This is a genomic window from Dietzia sp. NPDC055340 (assembly GCF_053645335.1).
This window is the reverse complement of record NZ_JBSHML010000002.1, coordinates 16,107-37,386: the sequence shown is the minus strand read 5'-3', so window position 1 is coordinate 37,386 and position 21,280 is coordinate 16,107. Positions and strand designations below refer to the sequence as shown.

17 protein-coding genes are annotated in these 21,280 nt (G+C 70.2%); 9 read left to right on the top strand and 8 right to left on the bottom strand.

Translation table 11 applies throughout. The features are described 5' to 3' along the window. Positions 1–2: 2 nt before the first annotated feature. Genes ACWIFB_RS01340 through ACWIFB_RS01330 form a run of 3 tightly spaced genes read right to left on the bottom strand, consistent with a single transcriptional unit; the run spans position 3 to position 5,523 of the window. Entirely contained in the window at positions 3–2,597 is a 2,595-nt protein-coding gene (locus ACWIFB_RS01340; RefSeq protein WP_454057052.1) for a GNAT family N-acetyltransferase, read from the bottom strand. Next, positions 2,594–4,036: a lysine N(6)-hydroxylase/L-ornithine N(5)-oxygenase family protein gene (locus ACWIFB_RS01335; RefSeq protein ID WP_454057051.1), complete on the bottom strand. Its 1,443-nt coding sequence runs from the start codon at positions 4,034–4,036 to the stop codon at positions 2,594–2,596. The genes ACWIFB_RS01340 and ACWIFB_RS01335 overlap by 4 nt, the downstream gene beginning before the upstream one ends. Beyond that, positions 4,033–5,523, bottom strand: coding sequence for a pyridoxal phosphate-dependent decarboxylase family protein (locus ACWIFB_RS01330; RefSeq protein ID WP_452100196.1), 1,491 nt, complete (start codon positions 5,521–5,523; stop codon positions 4,033–4,035). The genes ACWIFB_RS01335 and ACWIFB_RS01330 overlap by 4 nt, the downstream gene beginning before the upstream one ends. Positions 5,524–5,746: 223 nt before the next feature. Between ACWIFB_RS01330 and ACWIFB_RS01325 the strand changes: the two genes are divergently transcribed. The 6 genes from ACWIFB_RS01325 (at position 5,747) to ACWIFB_RS01300 (ending at position 12,026) form a co-directional block, all read left to right on the top strand. Next, positions 5,747–6,850 carry an iron-siderophore ABC transporter substrate-binding protein gene (locus ACWIFB_RS01325; RefSeq protein ID WP_452100195.1) on the top strand — a complete coding sequence of 368 codons (1,104 nt, stop codon included), beginning with the start codon at positions 5,747–5,749 and terminating at the stop codon, positions 6,848–6,850. Between the two features lie 4 nt (positions 6,851–6,854). Beyond that, entirely contained in the window at positions 6,855–7,964 is a 1,110-nt protein-coding gene (locus ACWIFB_RS01320) for a FecCD family ABC transporter permease (RefSeq protein WP_452100194.1), read from the top strand. Continuing rightward, a complete protein-coding gene (locus ACWIFB_RS01315) occupies positions 7,961–9,019 on the top strand; it encodes a FecCD family ABC transporter permease (protein ID WP_454057050.1) in 1,059 nt (352 codons plus the stop codon). Before ACWIFB_RS01320 ends, ACWIFB_RS01315 begins: the two co-directional genes overlap by 4 nt. A gap of 110 nt (positions 9,020–9,129) precedes the next feature. Then, on the top strand, positions 9,130–9,930 hold the full coding sequence (locus ACWIFB_RS01310) for an ABC transporter ATP-binding protein (protein WP_452100207.1): 801 nt from the start codon (positions 9,130–9,132) through the stop codon (positions 9,928–9,930). After that, positions 9,927–10,874, top strand: coding sequence for a siderophore-interacting protein (locus ACWIFB_RS01305; protein WP_454057049.1), 948 nt, complete (start codon positions 9,927–9,929; stop codon positions 10,872–10,874). The genes ACWIFB_RS01310 and ACWIFB_RS01305 overlap by 4 nt, the downstream gene beginning before the upstream one ends. Positions 10,875–10,979: 105 nt before the next feature. Then, positions 10,980–12,026 (top strand): oxygenase MpaB family protein, encoded by a 1,047-nt coding sequence (locus ACWIFB_RS01300; protein WP_454057048.1) that lies wholly within the window; start codon positions 10,980–10,982, stop codon positions 12,024–12,026. 95 nt (positions 12,027–12,121) lie between these two features. On the opposite strand, the gene acnA is transcribed toward ACWIFB_RS01300, so the two are convergent. From acnA to ACWIFB_RS01275, 5 genes are all read right to left on the bottom strand, one after another. Further along, on the bottom strand, positions 12,122–14,950 hold the full coding sequence (gene acnA, locus ACWIFB_RS01295; RefSeq protein ID WP_454057047.1) for an aconitate hydratase AcnA: 2,829 nt from the start codon (positions 14,948–14,950) through the stop codon (positions 12,122–12,124). A gap of 148 nt (positions 14,951–15,098) precedes the next feature. Beyond that, positions 15,099–15,698 (bottom strand): energy-coupling factor transporter transmembrane component T family protein, encoded by a 600-nt coding sequence (locus ACWIFB_RS01290; RefSeq protein WP_452100189.1) that lies wholly within the window; start codon positions 15,696–15,698, stop codon positions 15,099–15,101. After that, positions 15,699–16,376, bottom strand: coding sequence for an energy-coupling factor ABC transporter ATP-binding protein (locus ACWIFB_RS01285; RefSeq protein WP_452100206.1), 678 nt, complete (start codon positions 16,374–16,376; stop codon positions 15,699–15,701). 79 nt (positions 16,377–16,455) lie between these two features. Next, the gene (locus tag ACWIFB_RS01280; RefSeq protein ID WP_452100188.1) at positions 16,456–17,058 is read right to left on the bottom strand and encodes a biotin transporter BioY; all 603 of its coding nucleotides are present in this window, start codon (positions 17,056–17,058) and stop codon (positions 16,456–16,458) included. A 127-nt stretch (positions 17,059–17,185) separates the two neighbouring features. Continuing rightward, a complete protein-coding gene (locus ACWIFB_RS01275; RefSeq protein ID WP_452100187.1) occupies positions 17,186–17,803 on the bottom strand; it encodes a helix-turn-helix domain-containing protein in 618 nt (205 codons plus the stop codon). A 105-nt stretch (positions 17,804–17,908) separates the two neighbouring features. Between ACWIFB_RS01275 and ACWIFB_RS01270 the strand changes: the two genes are divergently transcribed. The 3 genes from ACWIFB_RS01270 to ACWIFB_RS01260 all read left to right on the top strand — a co-directional run bounded on the left by ACWIFB_RS01270 (position 17,909) and on the right by ACWIFB_RS01260 (position 21,277). Then, entirely contained in the window at positions 17,909–18,877 is a 969-nt protein-coding gene (locus ACWIFB_RS01270; RefSeq protein ID WP_454057046.1) for an NAD(P)/FAD-dependent oxidoreductase, read from the top strand. A gap of 71 nt (positions 18,878–18,948) precedes the next feature. Continuing rightward, a complete protein-coding gene (locus ACWIFB_RS01265) occupies positions 18,949–19,599 on the top strand; it encodes a class I SAM-dependent methyltransferase (protein ID WP_454057045.1) in 651 nt (216 codons plus the stop codon). Between the two features lie 52 nt (positions 19,600–19,651). Continuing rightward, a complete protein-coding gene (locus ACWIFB_RS01260) occupies positions 19,652–21,277 on the top strand; it encodes an NERD domain-containing protein (RefSeq protein WP_454057044.1) in 1,626 nt (541 codons plus the stop codon). The last annotated feature ends 3 nt before the right edge of the window (positions 21,278–21,280 follow it).

Below are 21,280 nucleotides of genomic sequence, written 5' to 3'. Positions count from 1 at the left end.
GCCTAGGAGGTTACGGCACCCAACCGGGCCAACGGGTTGTCGAGATGCCCCGCGAACTGGAGTGAGCCCGCCTGGTCGGTGAGGTCGACCATCTGTCGGGTGTTGCGTAGCTGCAGCCGGTTGAGGCACGAGTGCTCGAACCGTGGCGAGAAGAGCGCGTCGCGTGTGGGTTCATGCACGCGTCCGTCGTCGTCGTCGAGATCCTCCAGGCACCGCCGTGCCTCGTCCCAGAAGGCGTCGGCGGCGAGCACACCGGCGCCGTCCAGGATTCCCGCCAGGTGGCGCAGTACCCCGTCCATCACGTCGGTGTGGACCGAGAGCGCGGCGGTCTCGGCGTCCAGCACGTGCTTGATCCGGCCGATCCGCTCGGGCAGGTCCCGCTCGCGCACCACGGCCACCTCCTCGCCGATGTCCTTGAACAGCGCGCGCCTCGGCCGATGCGCGGAGTCGATCACCAGGATCACGTTCTCGCCGTGCGGCATGAACACGAGCCCGTGCGCGAGCAGGCAGCGGGCGACCGGGGCGAGGTAGGCGTCGAGCAGCGCCCGCACCCACGTGCGCGCGGGCAGGTTGGAACGCTCGATGTGTTCGACGACGAGCGGCCGCCCATGGAGGTCCACGTGCAGGAGCGAGGCCAGTGTGAACGCACGCTCGCCCCGGGCCAGCCGAGGGATCGGACTCTCACGCCAGAGGGCGGCGATCATCTTGGTGTGGGGCCCCTCGTCGGAGACGCCGGCCGCGGCGGCCCGGTGGTAGGCGTCGCCGGTGTAGCCGACGGCCGCGACCTCGCGCAGGAGCCCGAGTCCGAGCCGCCGCAGCACGGGGTCGGAGTCGACGATGTCGGCCACCCAGTCGTTGGCCGCCGGGGTGTCGCGCATGTACTTCGGCGACAGCCCGCGCGTGAAGCCCATGTTCTGCACCGCCAGCGCGGTCTTGACGTAGCCGCGCCGCGGGTCGGTGACGTCGAAGAATGTGCGCACGGACTGCTGGGGCCGATACTCGTGTTTGGACTCGCCCAGGTGGACGAGGTCACGCCGGGCCAGTTCCGGCGCGAACGCCACGGCGATCTTGTGCTCCCACTGCCACGGGTGGACCGGCAGGAGCCGGTAGTGGCCGGGGTCCAGGCCCAGCGCCCGGAGGTGTCCGTGGCAGCGATCCAGGGTGTCGTCGCCGAACTCGCGCCGGTAGTGGGTGTCCTCGTCGAGGCCGTCGACGGTCGCCAGGTGGCTCAGGTCGCGGCGCGCGGCCAGCCACACCAGGCGCGTCGGGGCGGGGGACTCCGGGGTCAGGCGGTGCCGGTCGCCGAGCCCGAGCCCGATCCGCGCGTTGTTGGCCACGAACCCCGGGTGTCCCTCGGTCATCGCCGCCTCGACCTCCTGAAGCCCGGCCTCGGCGAGCTCCTGGGCGGGCCGGTCGCGGTGGTGCAGGCAGAACGCGGCCGAGCCGAGGGTGGCAGCGATCTCCTCGAGGTAGGTGCCCATCAGATCGGCGGGGATCCCCAGCGACGGCGCGAGCGCGATCACCAGCGCCTGCGCATCCGGTTCGGCAACGGCGCCGTCTCCGATCCCGGAATCAGCTCCGGGTCCCAGATCTGCAGCGCCGCCACCGTCGACTTCGCGGCGCAGTGATCCGGCGTCGATCACCCAGTGTTCCAGCGGCAACAGCCGGGCGAGAAAGGTCCAGCGCTCGTCACCGGCGCGGACCTCGTACCGGCAGGTTCCGGCGGCAGCCTCGGCGATGGGCGTGGGCGAGAGGAGCCGTTCGTGGGAGAACTCGGCGAGGATCTTCGCGCACAGGTGGCGGTGGGCGCGCCGCATCGCGTGGCCCGTCAGGTGGGTGTGTGACGGCGCGTGTGAGTACGACGACGACAACGTCGCCCCCGGCACCAACGGCCACGTCCCGCGCCCGATCTCGGACCGCGCGAAATCGTCGTCTCTACAAACGGAGAGTAGGGCGGTCTTGTCGGGCAGTGGCACCGGTCCTTCCTCCTGGAAGCCGGCCCGGGCGTTGAGCCGGTGCACTGCGGTGTTCCGGAGGTCTGGCTCGACCACCAGCCGGCGGACGGGCGGCCCGACCGGGATCGCGGGATCGGGCGCGGCGGCATGATCCGGCGCACCGGCATGCTCGGAAGCGGGGGCCTCCGCGAACGCGGTGCCGCAGATCGCCCCCATGACGGCGGCCGTGGTGCCGGGCACCGGGGTGCGGGTAGGCGCGACCAGCAGGTGCATCCCGAGGTCGCCCGGCTGGTGCGGATAGTGGCCCGCGAGCTCGAGGATCGCCGGGTCGTAGAAGACGGCCAGGCCCACACGCAGGCCGTCGATCCGGACCACGTGTACCCGACGGTGGGGCGAGGCGGTCCAGTCCGCGAAGAACTCCTCGACCTGCTCGGGCGTCGTACCGCGCATCCCCCAGTACTCGGACTCGGGGTGGTTCAGCCAGGCGTGCAGGGTGCGTACCGTGCCGTCGGGGCGGGTGAGGTCCAGGGGTTCGAGTGTGACGATGCCCGCAGGCGTGCGGTGCGCGCTGACCGGGTTGCCGCCCGCGGGGCGGTGCGTGGCGCGAAGCGGGGCGGCGTCGGTCTGGTCGGTGATGCTCATCGGACCTCCTGGGGTCGGGTCGCCGGAACGAAGGACGGGGCGCGCTGCCGGCCGGGTTCCGCAGCGGGTGCGCCGAACTGCTGGAACGCGATGCTGGTTTCGATCGGGTACACCTCGTGGCCGCAGATGGTGCGCAGGATGATGCTGTTGCGCATGGCGCCCATGCCCAGATCCGGTGCTGTCAGCCCGTGGGTGTGCTCCTCCGCGTTCTGGACGTGGATAAAGGAGTGCGCGCGGTCGATGGTGTGATCCCGGGCCACGCGGTAGCGGCCGGGGCCGGCGTCTGCTGAGGGCTCGCGGTCGATGTCGGAGGCGATACCTTCTAGAAATCGCGGCGGCGTGGGGGAGTAACCCGTAGCCAGCACGAGCCCGGCGGTGTGGTGTGACCACTGTCGACCTGTGTCGTTGCAGTGCAGGTCGAGCCGGATCGATCGGTCCACCCCGGCTCCGTCGAGCGTGGTGGCGGCCGCCAGGAGGCCGGGCTCCAGTCCGTGGACGGACCGCTGGTAGAGCAGGTCGTGGATTCGATTGATCAGATCGGAGTCGATGCCCTTGTAGAGCGAGCGCTGCTCGCGCAGCATGCGGTCCCGCCGGTCGACGGGCAGGGCGTGGAAGTGGTCGATGTACTCCGGAGAGGTCATCTCGAGGGTGAGCTTGGTGTACTCCATCGGGAAGAACCTCGGGGAGCGGGTCACCCAGTCCACGCGTGGACCTGCTGCGTCGGAGTGCGGACCACCGCCGGACGCGGACAACAGATCGTGGTAGACCTCCGCTGCGGACTGGCCGCTGCCCACCACGGTCACCGACTCCAGCGCCAGCAGTTCATCGCGCCGGTGGAGGTAGTCGGAGGCGTGCAGTGCCACCGCCCCACCGGTGTCCAGCGGGGTCGGGTCGATCGGGGTCCACGGGGTGGTGCCGATTCCCAGCACCAGATGCCGGGTCCGATAGACCTCGGTGCCCTCGGAGGTGATGGCCGTGACCCGGTAGACGGGCGCCGGGTCGACGCGGTTGTCGTCGTCATAACCGTCGTCATCATTGTTCTCGCCCGGTGCAGTGGGCTCATCCTCGCGGCGGACGTCGACCACCTCCCGCCCCCAGCGCAGGCCACCCACACGCTCGGCGGCCCAGCGGCAGTAGGCGTCGTACTCGGCGCGCAGCGGCTGGAAGTCTTCACGGATGTAGAAGGGGTACAGTCGGCCGGCCTGCTTGAGGTAGGCCAGGAACGAGTACGGCGATGTCGGGTCGGCCAGGGTGACCAGGTCGGCGAGAAAAGGCACCTGGATGGTCGCGTCGTCGAACATGAGCCCGTGGTGCCAGGCGAAACCGTCGCGGGCGTCGAGGAATACGGCGTCCAGGCCCAGTGGTTCCGCGAGGCAGGCCAGGCCGAGGTTGAACGGGCCGACGCCGATTCCCAAAAGGTCGTGGATCTTCTCGCTCACGTGAGCACCTCCGCGGCCGGGGCCGGGCGCAGTCCGTCGGCGATGCGGCGGGCGGCGGCGCGGACATCGGCGAGGACGATCTCGACATCGACGTCGGTCAGATTCGGGTCCAGCACGGTGAGCTTGAGGCAGGGGCGGCCGTCGACCACCGTCGCCGCGACGAGCGAGTGACCCTCGGCGAAGAGGATGTCGCGCACCGGGCGGACCAGGGAGTCGAGGGGGCCGTCGGGTCGCGGGCACGGCCGGAACAGCACGGTCGACAGGTCCGGCCGGCGCACCAGTTCCAGCTCGGGATCCTCCTCGATGATCCGCGCGATTCTGCGGGCCGAATCGATCGATGCGTCGAGTAGGCGTCCGATGCCGTCGGCGCCCAGTACCCGCAGCGTCATCCAGAGCTTGAGGGCATCGAAGCGGCGGGTGGTCTGCAGCGATTTGTCGACGGCGGCGAGATCTCCGCTGCCCGAGGCGTGGTGGTCGCCGTCAGCCGGGTTGAGATAGTCGGCGCTCACGGTGGAGTGGCGGAAGCCGGCACCGTCGCGCAGGAGGAGAGCGGAGGCGGCGACGGGGAGGAAGAAGGTCTTGTGGAAGTCGACCGTCACCGAGTCGGCGGCGCCGATCCCGTCCAGGAGTGCACGGTGTGCGGGGGAGACGAGTAGCCCGCCGCCGTAGGCCGCGTCCACGTGCAGCCACACGTCGTGTCGGTCGCAGACCTCGCCGATCGCACGGAGCGGATCGATCGCGCCGTGGTCGGTGGTGCCGGCCAGGGCCACGACGGCCGCGACCTCGTGACCGGCGTCGGCGAGTGAGGCCAGAGTGCGGTCGAGGGTCGCCGGATCCATGCGGTCGCCGTCGCCGGGCAGGGCGATCACCGCGTCGGGTGCCAGTCCGAGTAGTCGGGCGGCCTTGACCACGCTGAGGTGGGCGTGCTCGCCGGTGACGATGCGCAGGTGGGCGAGCCTCGAGCAGCGGTCGCCCGAGCGTCCGAGCCGGTTCTCGCGGGCGGTGAACAACGCCTGCAGATTGGAGGCGGTGCCGCCGGTGGTGAACACCCCGTCCGGCGAGGTCGTCCCCTCCCGGGATTCGAATCCGATGAGGTCGGCGACCCAGTCGATGAGCTTCTGTTCGATGAGACAGGCCGATGTCCCCTGGTCCCAAGTCTCGACCGCGGTGTTGACCGAGGTGGCGAGAGCCTCCGCGGCGATGGCCGGAATGGTGATGGGGCAGTTGAGGTGGGCCAGGTAGCGCGGATGGTGATATCCCACCGCGTGGTCGAGATAGAGCTCGCGCACCTCCTCGAAGGCCTTGTCGAGAGTGCCGAGCGGTACCGAGAGGTCGACGGCGGCGGTGCGTGCGGCCAGGTGCGACGGCGACGCCGCGGACCGGGGAGTCGCCCGGTCATCGAGATATCGACCCACTTCAGCGGTTGCCGCGGCCAGGGCGGCGGCATGCTCCTCGCGGCTGTGGCGGCTCAACAATGGATCGTTCACAGGCTCTCCGACCTACTCGGGGACTTGGATACCGGCGAACGGTAGGGAGGTTAGGCTAGCCTAAGCAAGGGTGGGGTGGGATGAATCACATTGTTGGGGAGGTGAAGTGGGAATGCGCATTAAGGCGCTTGCGTCGGGCGCCGTCTGGCCTCTACTGTTTCGCACACCAAGGTTAGCCAAGCCTAAGCGGACTGGCTGCGACACTCAGGGACGGAGAGAACCCATGACCACACCCGCCGCACGATCCCGGCTCGACGTCGCCCCATCCGGCGCCGCGCGCCCCGGCGGGCGGGTCATCCTGCTCGTTCTCGGTGTGATGGTCGCCCTCATCGCGCTGGTGGCTGGCTGCTCGACCGGTGCGGTCGACGGTGGCGGTGACCAGGCGGTGACGGGAGATGTCGAGCGCCAGGGGAGCTTCCCACGGACCGTCACCCACGCCTACGGCGAGACCGAGATCCCGGAGGCGCCGACCCGCGTCGCCACCGTCTCGTGGGTCAACGCCGACACCTCGCTCGCGCTGGGCGTCGTCCCGGTCGGGATGCCCCGCAACTCGTTCGGGGCCAACGCCGCCGGCTCGACGGACTGGTTCGACTCGAAGCTCGAGGAGATGGGCGGCACGATGCCCGAGCTGTACTCCGAGACCGACGGCATCAACACCGAGGCGATCGCCGCACTGCAGCCCGACCTCATCCTGGGCGCCTACTCCGGTATGACCGCCGAAGAGTACGAGACGCTCTCCAAGATCGCCCCCACAATCGCGATGCCCGAGGGCGATGTGGCGTTCGGCACCGCGTGGCAGGACTCCACCCGGCTCATCGGTGAGGCCCTCGGGCGGTCCGAGGCGGCCGAGGAGCTCATCACCGATGTCGAATCCCAGATCGAGCAGGTCGCGACGGATAACCCGGACATCCAGGGGACGACCTTCGTGTATGGAACCGTCGACCCCGAGGCCGCTGAGAAGATCTACGCCTTCACCGACGTCGACAACCGCCCCCGATTCCTCACCGAGCTGGGGATGGTCCAGTCCCCGGTGGTCTCCGAGGCCTCCAGCGGGTCGCCCGACGAGTTCGCCGTGTCCTGGTCGCCCGAGCGCGCTGACGAGCTGGAGTCGGACATCCTCGTGACATACGCGACCTCGCCCCAGGTGCGTGAGGCGATCGAGTCCGACCCGCTGCTCGGCCGGATCCCCGCCGTCGAGGCCGGTCGGATGGTCCTCCAGACCGACGAGCAGCAGGTGCTCTCGATCTCCGCGGCATCCCCGCTGAGCCTGCCGTGGGCGCTCGACAACGTTGTTCCCGACATCATCACCGCAGCACAGCAGTCCTGATCACGTGACCACCATCGACGATCCCACCACGCCGTCGGTCACCACACCGGTGACCGCGCGGCCGCCACACCACGGCCCGAGTCGGGCAGTGGTGGGCACGGTGGTGTCGGTGGCGTTGCTCGCCGTGGCGATCGCGGGGTCGCTGTTCATCGGTGCCCGCACGGTCGACCCGGTGGTGGTGTGGTCGGCCCTCACCGCCCTGCCGGGTCAGGTGCTCTCCGGCGATCTGGCCGCGGCGCTGGCTCCCGGTTCGAACGCCTCGATGGACGAGGTCGTGGTGGCCGCACGGGTGCCGCGCACGATCACCGCCATCCTCGTGGGAGCGGCGCTCGCGGTAGCCGGGGCCGGCCTCCAGGGCGCCACCCGGAACCCACTCGGTGACCCGGGGCTGCTCGGCCTCACCGCCGGCGCCGCGCTCGGAGTGGTGCTGGGGCTCGCTCTCGCGCCCGCCGCAGCGCCGTCGGCCGTCTCCCTGTTCGCCGTTGCGGGCGCCCTCGCCGCCGGACTGGTGGTGACCGGCGCGGGAAGGCTCGGGGCGGACTCGGGCACAGGTCTCGTACTGGCCGGGGCCGCGGTGACCGCCGGCTGCACGGCCGTGACCTCGTCACTGGTCATCGCCCTGCCCGCAGTTCTCGACCGCTTCCGCTTCTGGGGCCTCGGGTCGGTGGACCGCTCCGGGATCCCGGAGATCGGGGCCGCCCTGCCGTTCATCCTGCTCGGCCTGGTGTTGGTCCTGGCCGGGGCCGCCACTCTCGACGCGCTCGCGCTCGGCGACGACCTCGCCCGCGGGCTCGGCGTGGGCCCGGCCGCCGGCCGGGCGGTCGTGCTGTCCGGGGTGGTGATCCTGTCCGGGGTCGCCACCGCGCTCGCCGGCCCGATCGCGTTCCTCGGACTGCTCGTCCCGCACCTGCTCCGTCGCCTGGTGGGTGTCGGCAACCGCGTGGTCCTGGGGCTGTCGGTGATCGTCGGACCCGTCGTCCTGCTCATCGCGGACACCGCCGGGCGGGTCATCGCCCCGCCCGGTGAGATCGCGGTGGGCGTGATGACCGTCGCGATCGGCGTCCCGTTCCTCATCGCCCTCCTTCGCGCCGGCCAGGGGGTGAGCACCTCGTGACCGCAGTACTCGACAAGCCGACGACGCACGCCGATACGGCTCAGATCGTCCGCGCGCTCTCCGCGCGCCGTCGGCGTCACGCGTTCCGTGTCGTCGTCGGTCTGCTCGTGGTTCTCCTCGCCGTCATGGCGGTGCGGATCCTGCTCGGCCGCTACACCGTCACCATCCCCGACTTCCTGGCGATACTCGGCGGGGCGCAGATCCCCGGCGCGACATTCGTCGTCATGGAGGACAAACTTCCGCGTGCTGTTCTCGGAGCGCTCGCCGGGTTCGCGTTCGGCGCGTCCGGAGCGCTGTTCCGCCGCGTGCTCGGCAACCCCCTGGCCAGCCCGGACATCCTCGGCATCGCGCACGGGGCCTCGGCCGGTGCGGTCGCCGGCATGGCTCTGTGGGGCCTGCGCGGGATCGCGATCGTGCCCGCGGCGCTGGTCGGCTCGGGCGTGGCGCTGGCGATCGTGCTGGCCGCCTCCGCCGGCAGGCACACCGGGATCGTCGGCCAACGGTTCCTGCTGGGCGGCGTGGCCGTCGCCGCGCTCGGCACCGCCGTGGTCACCCAGCTAATCGCCCGTCTGACACTCAGCGGCGCTCAGGAGGCCGCGGTGTGGACGGTCGGATCGCTCTCCGGTGCCTCCGGCCAGCGGATCACCTGGCTCGCCGCGACGTTGGTGCTGCTCATCCCCGCGGGGGTGTGGCTGCATTCGGCGCTCCGCCCCGCCGAGTTGGGCCCCGAACTCGCCGTGGGCCTGGGCTCACGCCCCGCGCCGACCCGCGCCGCCGCCCTCGGGGTGGGCACGATGCTCGCCGCTGCCGCTACAGCTGTAGCGGGGCCGCTCGCCTTCGTCGCACTACTGTCCACCCCCATCGCCGGTGCGCTCGGCCGCGGACGGCCCCGCCTGCTCACCGCCGCGCTGGTCGGCGCTGTGATCGTCGTGGCAGCCGACATCGTGGCCTCCGAGGCGCTGGGCACCGTCGACCTGCCCACCGGCGTGGTGACCGGCGCGCTCGGCGCCCCCGCCATGCTGTGGATCCTCCTGCGCTCGAGAAAGGTGGTCTGATGACCCTTCCCGCGAACACCGCCGACCGCGCGCCGACGTCCACGCCCGTCGCAGAGACATCCTCTCGTCCGGCATCCGCGGCCGGGCCGGAGGCACAGCCCGCTTTCCGCATGCGGGGTCTGACGCTCGGATACGGCGCAGACCCGGTGATCCGCGATCTCGACCTCGATATCCCCGCAGGCCGGACCACCGTCCTCATCGGCGCCAACGGCTGCGGCAAGTCCACCATCCTGCGCGCGCTGGGCCGCCATCTGCACCCGATGTCGGGAACGATCGAGGTCGCCGGGCGGGACCTGGCCAGGATCAAGGCGCGCGAGCATGCCCGGTCGGTGGCGTTCCTGCCGCAGTCGCCGTTGGTGCCGGAGGGGCTCACGGTCGCCGAGTTGGTCGCCCGGGGGCGGCATCCTCACCGCCGGTGGTGGGGAGGTGGTGACGACGACGAGGGGGTCGTCGCCGAAGCGCTGACGCTGACCGACACGGCCGGACTGGCGCATCGCCGGGTCGATGAGCTGTCCGGCGGGCAGCGGCAGCGCGTCTGGGTGGCGCTCGTGCTGGCCCAGTCGACGCCCACCCTGTTGCTGGACGAGCCGTGCTCGTTCCTGGATCTCGCGCACCAGCTCGACGTGTTGGACCTGGTCCACGATCTGCCGATGCCCGGCGGGTCGCGCGAGCCCGGTGCCGGACGGCGAACCGTGGTGGCCGTCCTGCACGAGCTCAGTCTCGCCGCGCGCGTCGCGGATCATCTCGTGGCGGTCGCCGAGGGCGGCGTGGTGGCCGCCGGGCCGCCCGACGAGGTGATCACGCGCGAGACCCTGCGCAGGGTGTTCGACCTCGACGCAGACATCATCACCGACCCGGTGACGGGACATCCCGTGGTGCTGCCACGGAGCCGACGGAAGGGGACAGCATGACCGCTATGGCTGTAGAGGCGCCGATCGTGTGCTCGGAGACCCGGGTGATCGACGTGCGACGTATGGGTCAGTCGTACATCCGGCTCGTCGTGGCCGGTCCCGACCTGCAGAGGTGGTCCGCCGATGTGGTGGACCCGGGAACCGTGGCCGACGCGTACGTCAAGCTCTTCATCCCGCCGCCGGGCGGGCCCGGGGTCGTTCCAAATCCGGAGGACATCCGGGCCTGGCTCGCCCTGCCGGAGGCAGAGCGGGGCTGGATGCGTACGTACACGGTGCGGCGGGCCGACACGGTGGACCTCGACGGCGAGCAGGTGCCCGCCCTGACCATCGATATGGTTGTCCACCCCGGTGACGACGAGGGGCCCGGCTCCGGCTGGGCACGCGGCGTCGCGGTAGGGGACGAGCTGCGGATCGCCGGCCCCGGGCGGGGGCACGCGCCGTGGGCCGCCTGGGCGCCCGGACAGGCAGGACGCATCGTGTGCGCGGGGGACGAGACCGCCGCGCCCGCATTGCTGGCGATCGCCGACGAGCTCGCGGCAGGACCGGCCGGGACCGAGCATGCCGGCGCCTCGGCTGCGCGCCAGGTGAGCATCGTGATCGAGGTGCCCACCGAGGGTGATGTGGTCGCGATGGCGGACGGCGCGCCCGGGTTCGTCACTGTCCTGGCACGGTCGGGTGAGCCCGGTGAGGCAGTGCTCCGTCACCTGGCGGGCGTCCTCGATCTGAGCGCGGGGTGCGTCGAGACCGTGATGGGTGGTCACCGGCCCTCCGAGCGTGAGTGGCAGCCGGCCACGGCCGTGTCGGAGGGCGACCCGTATGTGTTCCTCGCCGGCGAGGCCGGGCTGGTCAAGGCGATGCGCAGGCTCGCCGTGGACGCGGCCGGGATCGCAAAGGGCTCCGTGGCTTTCATGGGCTACTGGCGACGCGGTGCCGCCGAGTCCTAGGGGGCCCGGCCAGTGGTGGGAGTAGTGGCGCGAGTAGTGGCGTAGACCACTCCACGGTGCTACGGTCACGTGACCGTCTGGACAAAACCTAGGTTGGTGTCAACCATGACGAGTCAGTACCTTCGCCCGGACGAAGGCCTCTTCCCCGCCGATTCGGTGGCGCGCCGGGTGTGGGCGTACCCGACTTCCGCTTTGCTCGGCTTCATCCGCGCGGTCACCATCGAGCACCTCGATCCCGATCTCACCGCGGCGGTCGACGCCAGTGGCCAGGTGCTCCAGCGGCCCGCACTGCGCTACGACCGGACCGTGCAGTACTTCGCCACGGTCTTGTTCGGGGACGCCGCGTCGGTGATCAAGTCCTCGGACGTCCTCATGAAGGTCCACGCCCGCGCCCACGGCCCGAACCCCGTGACCGGCGGGACATTCGACTCCAACGACCCGGACTCCCAGCTGTGGATCCACATGACGGCCTGGCACTCGATCCTCTACGTCTACGAGAAGTACGGCCCCGGCAGGCTCTCCCGCGCCGAGGAGACCGAGTACTGGCGAGAGTGCGCGATCGCCGCTGCCGTGCAGCCCATCCGCCTCGACGACGTCCCGACGTCCCGGGGCGAGGTCCAGAAGTACTTCGACGACTGGCGCGACCGGCTCGCCTCGTCGGAGATCGCCGTGCACAACATCGACTTCATCCTCGATGGCATGCGGACCATCTTCGCCGCGCTGCCGGCACCGATGCGGGCGGTGCTGGGACCGGTGATCCGCTCCGGCGTGATCGCCACGTACCCGCGGTGGATGCGGCCGCTCATGGGCGTGCGGCAGTCGAGGCTCGCCGACACCGCCGTGACCGCTGTGATCCGGCCCGGGATGGCCGCCCTCGCCCGCAGTCCACGGGCGCAGATGTGGTTCCTCGAGCGGGTCGCCCCGCGCGGGGGCCCGGTGCTCACGGACCATATCCGTGGGCTGCCGGCCGAGTCCTCGAGCGTCTACTCGCCTGCGGAGGCACGCAAGAAGTTCGGCGATCCGCGCACGCCGCTCGAGCAGTATGCGGACCAGCTCGCGGCTCGCGGCGCTGACGAGGCTCTCGCCCCGTACGAGCACAACCACCACGATGCGCCGCTCGAGTTCGTGGCGCCGGCGGCGCGGGCGGGGTGAGCGACAGCCCGGGACGACGACGTGGCACGTAACCGCGACAGCGAGCTGCGCGGGCCGCGGTGGAGCCGGCCGGCGGTGGAGCCGGTCGGCTCAGGTCACGCGCGGAGCAGCTGACGCACCACGTAGGGCAGGATGCCGCCGTTGACGTAGTACGCCTCCTCGGCCGGGGTATCGATCCGCACGGTGGCCGAGAACTCGCGGGACTGCTCGTCCTTCTCGACGGTGACCGTGACCTCGTCCGGGACACCGTCGGCACCTTCCAGTCCGGTGACGGAATACACCTCGTCGCCGGTGAGTCCCAGCGACTCCGCGTCCTGCCCGTCGGGGAACTGCAGCGGCAGCACTCCCATCCCGATGAGGTTGGAACGATGGATGCGCTCGTAGGAGACCGCGAGTACCGCTCTGACGCCAAGCAGGGTGGTCCCCTTGGCGGCCCAGTCACGGGAGGAACCGGAGCCGTAGTCGGCGCCCGCGATGATGACCAGGGGGACGTCCTCGTCCCGGTAGGCCGTCGCGGCGTCGAAGATGCTCATCTCGTCGCCGCTGGTCCAGTGCTTGGTGACGCCGCCCTCGACACCCGGGACGAGCTCGTTGCGGAGCCGGATGTTCGCGAACGTGCCGCGGATCATCACGTGGTGGTTGCCGCGGCGCGAACCGTAGGAATTGAAGTCCTTCGGGTCGACGCCCTGGTCGATGAGATACCTCCCGGCCGGGCTGTCACGTTTGATCGCGCCGGCCGGGGAGATGTGGTCAGTGGTCACCGAATCACCCAGCTTGGCGAGCACCCGTGCGCCAGCGATGTCGCGGATCGGTGCCGGCTCGGCCTCCATCCCGTCGAAGTACGGCGGCCGCTGGATATAGGTGGACGTGTCGTCCCAGTCGTAGACGTCGCCCTCATGGATGTGCATTCCGCGCCAGTTGTCGTCACCGGCGTAGACATCCGAGTAGCCCTCGGTAAACATCGCCGCCTCGACGTTGGCCTCGACAGCCTCCTTGATCTCCGCGCTGCTGGGCCAGATGTCGCGGAGGTACACCTCCTCGCCGTCGTTGTTCCTGCCGAGCGGCTCGGTGAGGAGGTCGGTGTGCAGACTGCCGGCGAGTGCATAGGCGATCACCAGCGGCGGGGAGGCGAGGAAGTTCATCTTGACCTCGGGGTGTATCCGACCCTCGAAGTTGCGGTTTCCCGACAGTACCGACGAGACGTTGAGGTCTTTGTCGTTGACGGCGGCGCTGACCTCGGGGATGAGCGGTCCGGAGTTTCCGATGCACGTGGTGCAGCCGTAGCCGACCAGGTGGAACCCGAGCTCCTCGAGATACGGCGTGAGCCCGGAGCGCTCGAAGTAGTCGGTGACGACGCGTGAGCCCGGCGCGAGGGTGGTCTTGACCCACGGCCGGGTCCGCAGTCCGCGCTCGACGGCTTTCTTCGCCAGCAGGGCCGCACCGAGCATGACCGACGGGTTGGACGTGTTCGTGCACGAGGTGATCGCGGCGATCACCACGTCTCCGTGGTCGACGATCGCCTCGGTGCCGTCGATGACCACCTCGGTCGGGTCGCTCGGCCAACCGAGCTTCTCGTTCGCGGTGAGCTGCTCCTCGGACAGGTGCCGGGGAGGCGCGTCTCTTCCGGGCTTGGCGCCCGGGGAGACCGGATCGGAGGCAGGGAAGGAGTCGGCCGACGTGTCGTCGACGCCGCCTTCGTCGGAGTCGGACTTCTCGTACTCGCCCGCGAGCAGTCCGAGGACAGTCCGGGGGGCGTCGCCGAGGGGGATGCGGTCCTCGGGGCGTCGAGGACCGGAGATGGACGGCTCGACGGTCGCCAGGTCCAGGTCCACCACGCGCGTGAAATCGGGTACGTGGTCGGGGTCGTGCCACAGGCCCTGCTCGCGTGCGTAGGCTTCGACCAGCTCGATCTGGTGGTCCTCACGGCCGGTCAGGCGCAGGTAGTCGAGTGTCTCGGCGTCGACGGGGAACATCGTGGCCGTGGAGCCGTACTCCGGACTCATGTTGCCGATGGTGGCTCGCGTGGCGAGCGGGACATTGGCGACACCGGGCCCGAAGAACTCGACGAACTTGCCGACCACACCGAGACCGCGCAGAAGCTCGGCGACCGTGAGTACGAGATCGGTCGCGGTGGTGCCCTCCCGCAGCTCGCCGCTGAGCCGGATACCGACGACCTGGGGGATCAGCATGCTCATGGGCTGCCCGAGCATGGCCGCCTCGGCCTCGATGCCGCCGACACCCCAGCCCAGCACTCCCAGACCGTTGACCATCGGGGTGTGTGAGTCGGTGCCCACGAGGGTGTCCGGATACGCCTGCCGCTTCCCGGCTCCCTCTCGGGTGAAGACGACGCGGGACAGGTACTCGAGGTTGACCTGGTGACAGATGCCGGTGTCGGGCGGAACCACGAGGAAGTCGTCGAAGGACTGCTGCCCCCAGCGCAGTAGCTGGTACCGCTCCTGGTTGCGCTCGAATTCGAGTTGGGCGTTGATGCCGAAAGAGTCGGGACTGGCGAACGAATCGGCGATCACGGAGTGGTCGATGACCAGCTCGGCCGGGATCTGCGGATTGATCGTGGACGGCTCCCCGCCGAGTTCGGTCATCGCGTCGCGCATGGCGACCAGGTCGACCACGCAGGGCACGCCGGTGAAGTCCTGCATGAGCACACGTGCCGGTGTGAACTGGACCTCGGGATTGCGCTCGGATTCCGGCTGCCAGTCGCGGAGCGCCTCGATCTGCGCGGCGGTCACCAGGCGTCCGTCTTCGTTGCGCACGAGGTTCTCGAGCATGACCTTCAGTGAATACGGGAGTCGCCCGGAACCCTCGATCCGGTCGAGTCGGTAGATCTCGTAGGAGGTCCCACCGACCGAGAGTTCGCCTCGGGCCCCGAAGCTGTCGGTCCCTGCTTCCGCCTTGTTCAGTGACATCGCACGTCCACCTTCCATGCGTCCGGCGACAGCCGGGGCGGCCGGGGTCTCCGAGCCGCCGGTCGCCTTTCCAGTGAGTTCAGTCACATCCCACGGTAGGCCTGCCTCGTGTGAAAGGACACCGGTCAGGCTCGGCGGCCGAGGAGGTTCAGTCGTCGACGCCGCGCGCGGCCAGCGCATCGCCCAGCTGATCCGCGGTGGTGAGCGCGCCGAGAACGGTGGGAACGACGAGCGCACGGATCGACATCCCCAGGCCGCGGGCCTTCCGGGCCTCGGTGACCTGGCGTAGCTGGCGAGCCAGTAGCGGGATCGCGCGGATCGTCAGGACGAGTACGAGGGCGACCCGGTCCGGGGAGGCGCCGACGTGGCGAAGCGGCCCGGCTGCGCGGGTGACGGCATCGAGCATGTCCGAGACGCGGGTCGTCAGCGCCACGAGCCCCGCAACCGCGACCGCGACCAGCAGTGCCCCGGTCACGCGAAGGGCGGTATCGAGATCGGCGACGATCCACTGCAGAGCGAGGATCGCGATGAGCATCGGCAGCACGGGGCGAACCTGGTCCCATGCGGCGCGCGGCGGGATCCGACCGATCGCGTACAACGCCACCGTCATGGCCAGGGCGGGGAGGACATGCCAGGGCTCGCGGACCATGACCGAGACCGCCACGATCAGGAGGCACACCAGCAGGATCTTCCATCCCGCCGGAAGCCGGTGCAGAAGCGAGTTCCCCGGCTGGTAGGTGGCGAACATCTAGCGCTCCAGCGCGATGCGGCGATACCCGGCCAGCGCCGGGCCGGGGAAATCGTCGATCACCACGCGCCCGCCGTCGACCACAAGAACGCGGTCGAAGTCGGCGACCAGGTCCAGGTCGTGCGTGACCACGACCAGCTGCTGGGGCAGGGCGGCGAACGTTTCCGCGACCAGCGCCCGGTTGCGTAGGTCGAGCAGCGTGGTGGGCTCGTCCGCAACGACCAGCGCGGGCTCCATGACCAGGACCGCGGCCAGGGCGAGCAGCTGTTTCTGGCCGCCGGAGAGCAGATGGCAGGGATGGTCGGCGTGCCCGGCCAGGCCGTAGGTGTCGAGTACCCGGTCGACGCGTCGTCGTCGCTCCTCCTTCGACAATCCCGAACGGCGGAGGGAGAAATCCACGTCCTCCGCCACCGTGGGCATGACGATCTGGGTGTCCGGATCCGTGAAGCAGAAGCCCACCTTGCGACGGACCTTCGCGCCTTTGCGGCGGGTGTCGAGTCCATCGACGGTGACAGTGCCGGAGGTGGGGACGACGAGTCCGTTGATCATCCGCGCCAGGGTGGACTTGCCGCCGCCGTTGACACCGACGATCCCGATTCGGCGCTCGGCCAGGCTCAGGTCGACGCCGGACAGGACCGTGCGGTCGCCGTAGTCGTGGCCGACGTCGCTGAACCGGATCTCGACCCCGGTGTCCGTCGGTTCCGCCTGATTCGACGACGCGGGCCGCGGCGAGCTGGGATCGGTCACGCCGGGTACGTTACGCCGCCGCCGGGCGGCGTCGCCGCAGCGGCGCGATGAGACCCGGGCGCGCCTTGTGGACCTGCTGGGCCACCACCGCGGTGACGATCGCCTTGGCCAGGTCGCCGGGCAGGAACACGCCGTTCGCGGCGATGGCGGCGCCCATCGTGAGGTCGGTGCGCAGCAGCATGCCGGCCACACCGAAGGCGTAGATCACGACGATGCCGCCGAGGATGTTGATGAGCAGGCCCGGGATGAGGCGGTAGCGCGGCATGAGCCAGGCGGTCAGCAGACCGATCACGATGACCGCGGGGATCCAGCCGATGAGGAAGCCAGCGGTCGGGCTGGCAAGGGACGTCAGCGTCGTGCGGCCGCCGGCGAGCACGGGCAGTGCCAGGCCGATCACCATCACGGCGAGAACCGAGAGCACTCCCTTCCGCCAGCCGAGCAATGAGCCGGCCAGCATCACGCCGAGCGTCTGGAGGGTGATGGGTACGCCTGCCGAGCCGATGCTGATCTGGCCGGGGAGGCCGAGGACGACGATGAGGGCGGCGAACACCGCGATCTGCGCGAGATCGCGGGTGGCGCTGCGGGCGGGAGCCCTGTCGATCGACATGCTCATGACACTCCTTGGACGCGTGGCGGCCGCGGCGCGACCTGAACAGTGTTCATTGTGTCAGGATCCAGTGGTGCAGCGCACATCCGGGGTGGATCCGTCGGGCTGACGCATCGCCGCGCCCCGGCCGCGATCAGTGTGCCGGGGAAGCGCGCACGTGGGCCCGTTCGCCCTGCTTGCCGATGAGGCTGAGAAACTCCACGGGGCCCGCGCTGGTGGCGCCGAACCAGTGCGGGGTGCGGGTGTCGAACTCGGCGGCTTCGCCGGGCTTGAGGATCAGATCGTGCTCACCCAGGACCAGCCGGAGGCGCCCGTCGAGGACGAACACCCAGTCGTATCCGTCATGCACATGCATATGCGGCTCGTCGTCGTCCCTTCCTCGCGGTAGTACGAACTTGTAGGCCTGGATCCCGCCGGGCCGCCGGCTGAGGGGGATCACGGTCGCGCCGTAGTCGGTCGCGATGGGGCGCATGTTCACGCGTGGGTCGCCGGTGGGCGGGGCGTCGACGAGCTCGTCCAGGGTGACGCCGTGCGCGCGGGCCAGCGGGAGGAGGAGTTCGAGGGTGGGCCTGCGTCCGCCGGATTCGAGCCGGGACAGCGTGCTGCTGGAGATTCCGGTCCGTTCGGTGAGGTCGGAGAGGGTGAGGTTCCGGCGCTGTCTCAACTGCTTGAGGCGCGGTCCCACCGCGTCGAGGGTCCGGATGTCCGGGTCGCCCGTGGCGGGGCCTGACCTGTCGTCAATGGCGCTCATGCTGACAGTTTGCCACTCCGGCAAGGGATCTTGCACATTCTGGCTACGCGGGCCATTGTCAGTGGAGCGGCGCGCATCAGGCGGCCCAGGGTGACGGGAGTGTCTATGTCTGGCAGGGGAGACGAAACCAGGGATGTGGTGGTGATCGGCGGAGGCGCTGCGGGGTTGAGCGGAGCGGTCACACTGGCGCGTGCTCGCCGCAGTGTGACGGTGGTGGACGCGGGCGAGCCGCGCAACGCTCCGGCCGAAGGCGTGCACGGGCTGCTCGCGCGGGAGGGGATGAACCCGTCCGAGTTCGTCGCGCGCGGCCGTGAGGAGGTCGAGGGGTACGGCGGCGAGATCCGCGCCGGTGAGGTTGTCGACGCCCGCGCCGTCGGTGACGGTTTCGAGGTGTCCCTGCGTGACGGCACCGTCCTGCCGGCCCGGACCCTGCTCATCGCGACCGGCGTCGCGGACGAGCTGCCCGCGATCCCGGGGTTGCGCGAGCAGTGGGGCAACGGGGTCCTGCACTGCCCCTACTGCCACGGCTGGGAGGTCCGCGACCGGCGGATCGGTGTCCTGGCGACCGGCCCGATGTCCGGTCACCAGGCCGTGATGTTCCACCAGTGGAGTCCCCGCGTCACCTACTTCGCCGGCGGCCGACCGGTCGACGACGGGGACCGCCGCAACATGGAGGCGCTGGGGATCCCGATCGTCGAGGGGGAGATCTCGCGGGTGGAGTCCGACGGTGGGCGCGTGGTCGGCGTCAGGGTCGACGACGACACCGCCGAGGGCGGGGTGACAGACCTCGACGCGGTGGTGGTCAGCACCCGGCTGGACGTCCGGACCGATTCCTTCGGCGCTCTGGGGCTGGAGGTGGACGATCACCCGGTGGGTTCGTTCATCAAGGTCGACGACTTCGGCGCCACCTCGGTCCCCGGAGTCTGGGCCGCCGGAAACTGTGCGGACGTCATGGCGCAGGTCGGACTGTCGGCCGCGCAGGGCACCCGGGCGGCGCAGCACATCAACGCCATGCTGATCATGGCTGATCTCGAGCGCGCCGTCGAGGCACAGGGAAGTGGGGCACACCGATGACACACGACTTCGATCGTCAGTACTGGGACGACGTCTGGTCGGGCGGCGAGGATGATGGTCGAGCGTCGGCGATGACCGGCAGCGCGCCCAATCCGCATCTGATCCGCGAGGTCTCGGGGCTGCGCCCGGGGTCGGCGCTCGAAGCCGGATGCGGGGCCGGCGCGGAAGCCATCTGGCTGGCTTCGCAGGGATGGCAGGTCACTGCGGCCGACATCGCCGCCGAAGCGCTCGAGCGGGCAGCCGTTCGCGCCGCGGGCACCGATACCGGGGACCGCATCTCCTGGGTGCGGGCGGACCTGTCGACGTGGGAGCCTGGGACTCGTTTCGATCTGGTCACCACCCACTATGCGCATCCGGCGATGCCGCAGCTCGACTTCTACGAGCGGATCGCGGACTGGGTCAAGCCCGGCGGGACACTGTTCATCGTGGGGCATCTGCACCGGGAAGATCACGGCCACGGCCACGGCCACGGCCATGGGCACGGGCACGGGCACGGCCATGGCGACGGCCACAACCACAGCCGAAGCGGCGGGCATGGCCACGAAGGTGAGTCGACCCCGCCCGCCGAGGCCTCGGCGTCCGGGGCCGCGATCGCCGAGCGGCTGACAGCCGACCGCTGGGTGATCGCCACCGCGGAGGAGGGACCGCGCGAGATGCGAGGTCCCGGAGGGCGTGCGGTGACGGTGCACGACGTCGTCGTCAGGGCCACCCGACGTAGCTGAGGAGTTCACGGCGCCACGGCGCCACCGGGCAGGGCTGGGGTATCCCTGTTGTATGGCTCGAGTCCTTCCCGCTCACCCCGTCTACGGTCATCCGTCCGAGGAGACGGTCGTCGAGCTCCTGAGAAATCAGTTGTCCGAGGACAGTCTCGTCATCGTGGGCCAGCGCATCTCCACGGACGAGAAGGAACACGAAGTCGACATCCTTGTCGCGATGCCCGGCGCGGGGATCGTCGCGATGGAGGTCAAGGCCGGCCAGATCACGGTGGAGGACGGACGGTGGGTGCAGGGGAGCGGCACCAAGCAGTACCTGATCGATCCGGTCACGCAGTGCAGGGACGCGCTGTATGCGCTCCGGGGCTTCGTCAGCGCCGACCCCCGGTGGCCGGATCAGTATCAGCGTTGGACCCACATGCTCGTGTTCCCCAACGCCTCGATCCCCGACGATTTCGCTCTTCCCGAGATCCAACGCAACCGGATCGCCGACCGCGGCCAGCTGGATCACGTCGCGACCATCGCCTACCGCCTCGCCCGGGACTCGGGTCCCCAGGACAGACCGTTCCTGGAGCCGGCCACGGTCGACCGTCTCGCGGAGGTGCTCGGCGGACGAGGGCTGCCGCAGCGTGACGTGGTGGCCAGGGCTTCGGAGAACGCCGACATCGCGGATGCCCTCACCCGCGAACAGTCGGTGCTGCTCCGGGCCGTCGATGCGTTGCCGCGCGTGGAGATACGCGGCGGGGCCGGGAGCGGCAAGACCTTTCTCGCGCTGGAACAGGCTCGACGGCTGTCGCGGTCGGGGCAGCGGGTCGCCCTGATCTGCTACTCGCACGGCCTGGCCGGTTACCTCAAGCGCGTCACCGCCGGGTGGCGTCGGCGTGAGCAGCCCGCCTACGTGGGCGAATTCCATGCGCTCGGCGTGGAGTGGGGCGCGCCCGCCGGTCCCGACGAGCGCGTCCGCTCGGAGGAGACCGTGCACTGGTGGGAGGTGGAACTTCCGCGACTGATGGCGGAGCTCGCCGACCGGCTGCCCGAGGGCAAGAAGTTCGACGCGGTGATCGTCGACCAGGCCCAGGACTTCGCCGATGAGTGGTGGCGGCCCGTCATCGGCGCACTCCGGGACCGGGAGAACGGTCGGCTGATGATCGTCGGTGACGCCGGTCAGAGCGTGTTCGAGCGCCCCGGTCGCCCGCCCGTCGACCTGGTGCCGTTGGTGCTCGACCACAACCTGCGGAACACCCGCCAGATCGCCTCGGAATTCCTGCCGCTTGTCGGACAGCGGATGGAGCTACGCGGAGGAACGGGGCCGGCGGTGAGGCACGTCGACGTGTCCGAGGGCCGGGACCTCATCGCCGCGGCGGATGACGAGGCGATACGACTGCTCGACGGGGGCTGGCAGCCACGTGATGTGGCATTGCTGACCACGGGATCCCGCCACCCGATGCAGGTGGAACTCCAGCAGGAGGGAAACGACGCCTACTGGGAGACCTTCTGGGACGGCGAGGACATCTTCTACGGTCACGTCCTGGGCTTCAAGGGTCTCGAGCGCCCCGCCGTGGTCCTGGTGTGCAACCACCACGCGGGCATGGACAGGCTGCGCGAGCGCGTCTACGTCGGGCTGTCCCGGGCGACGGACGTTCTCGTCGTGGTGTCCACCGGCGGTATCGGACTGCCCGGGACATGAATG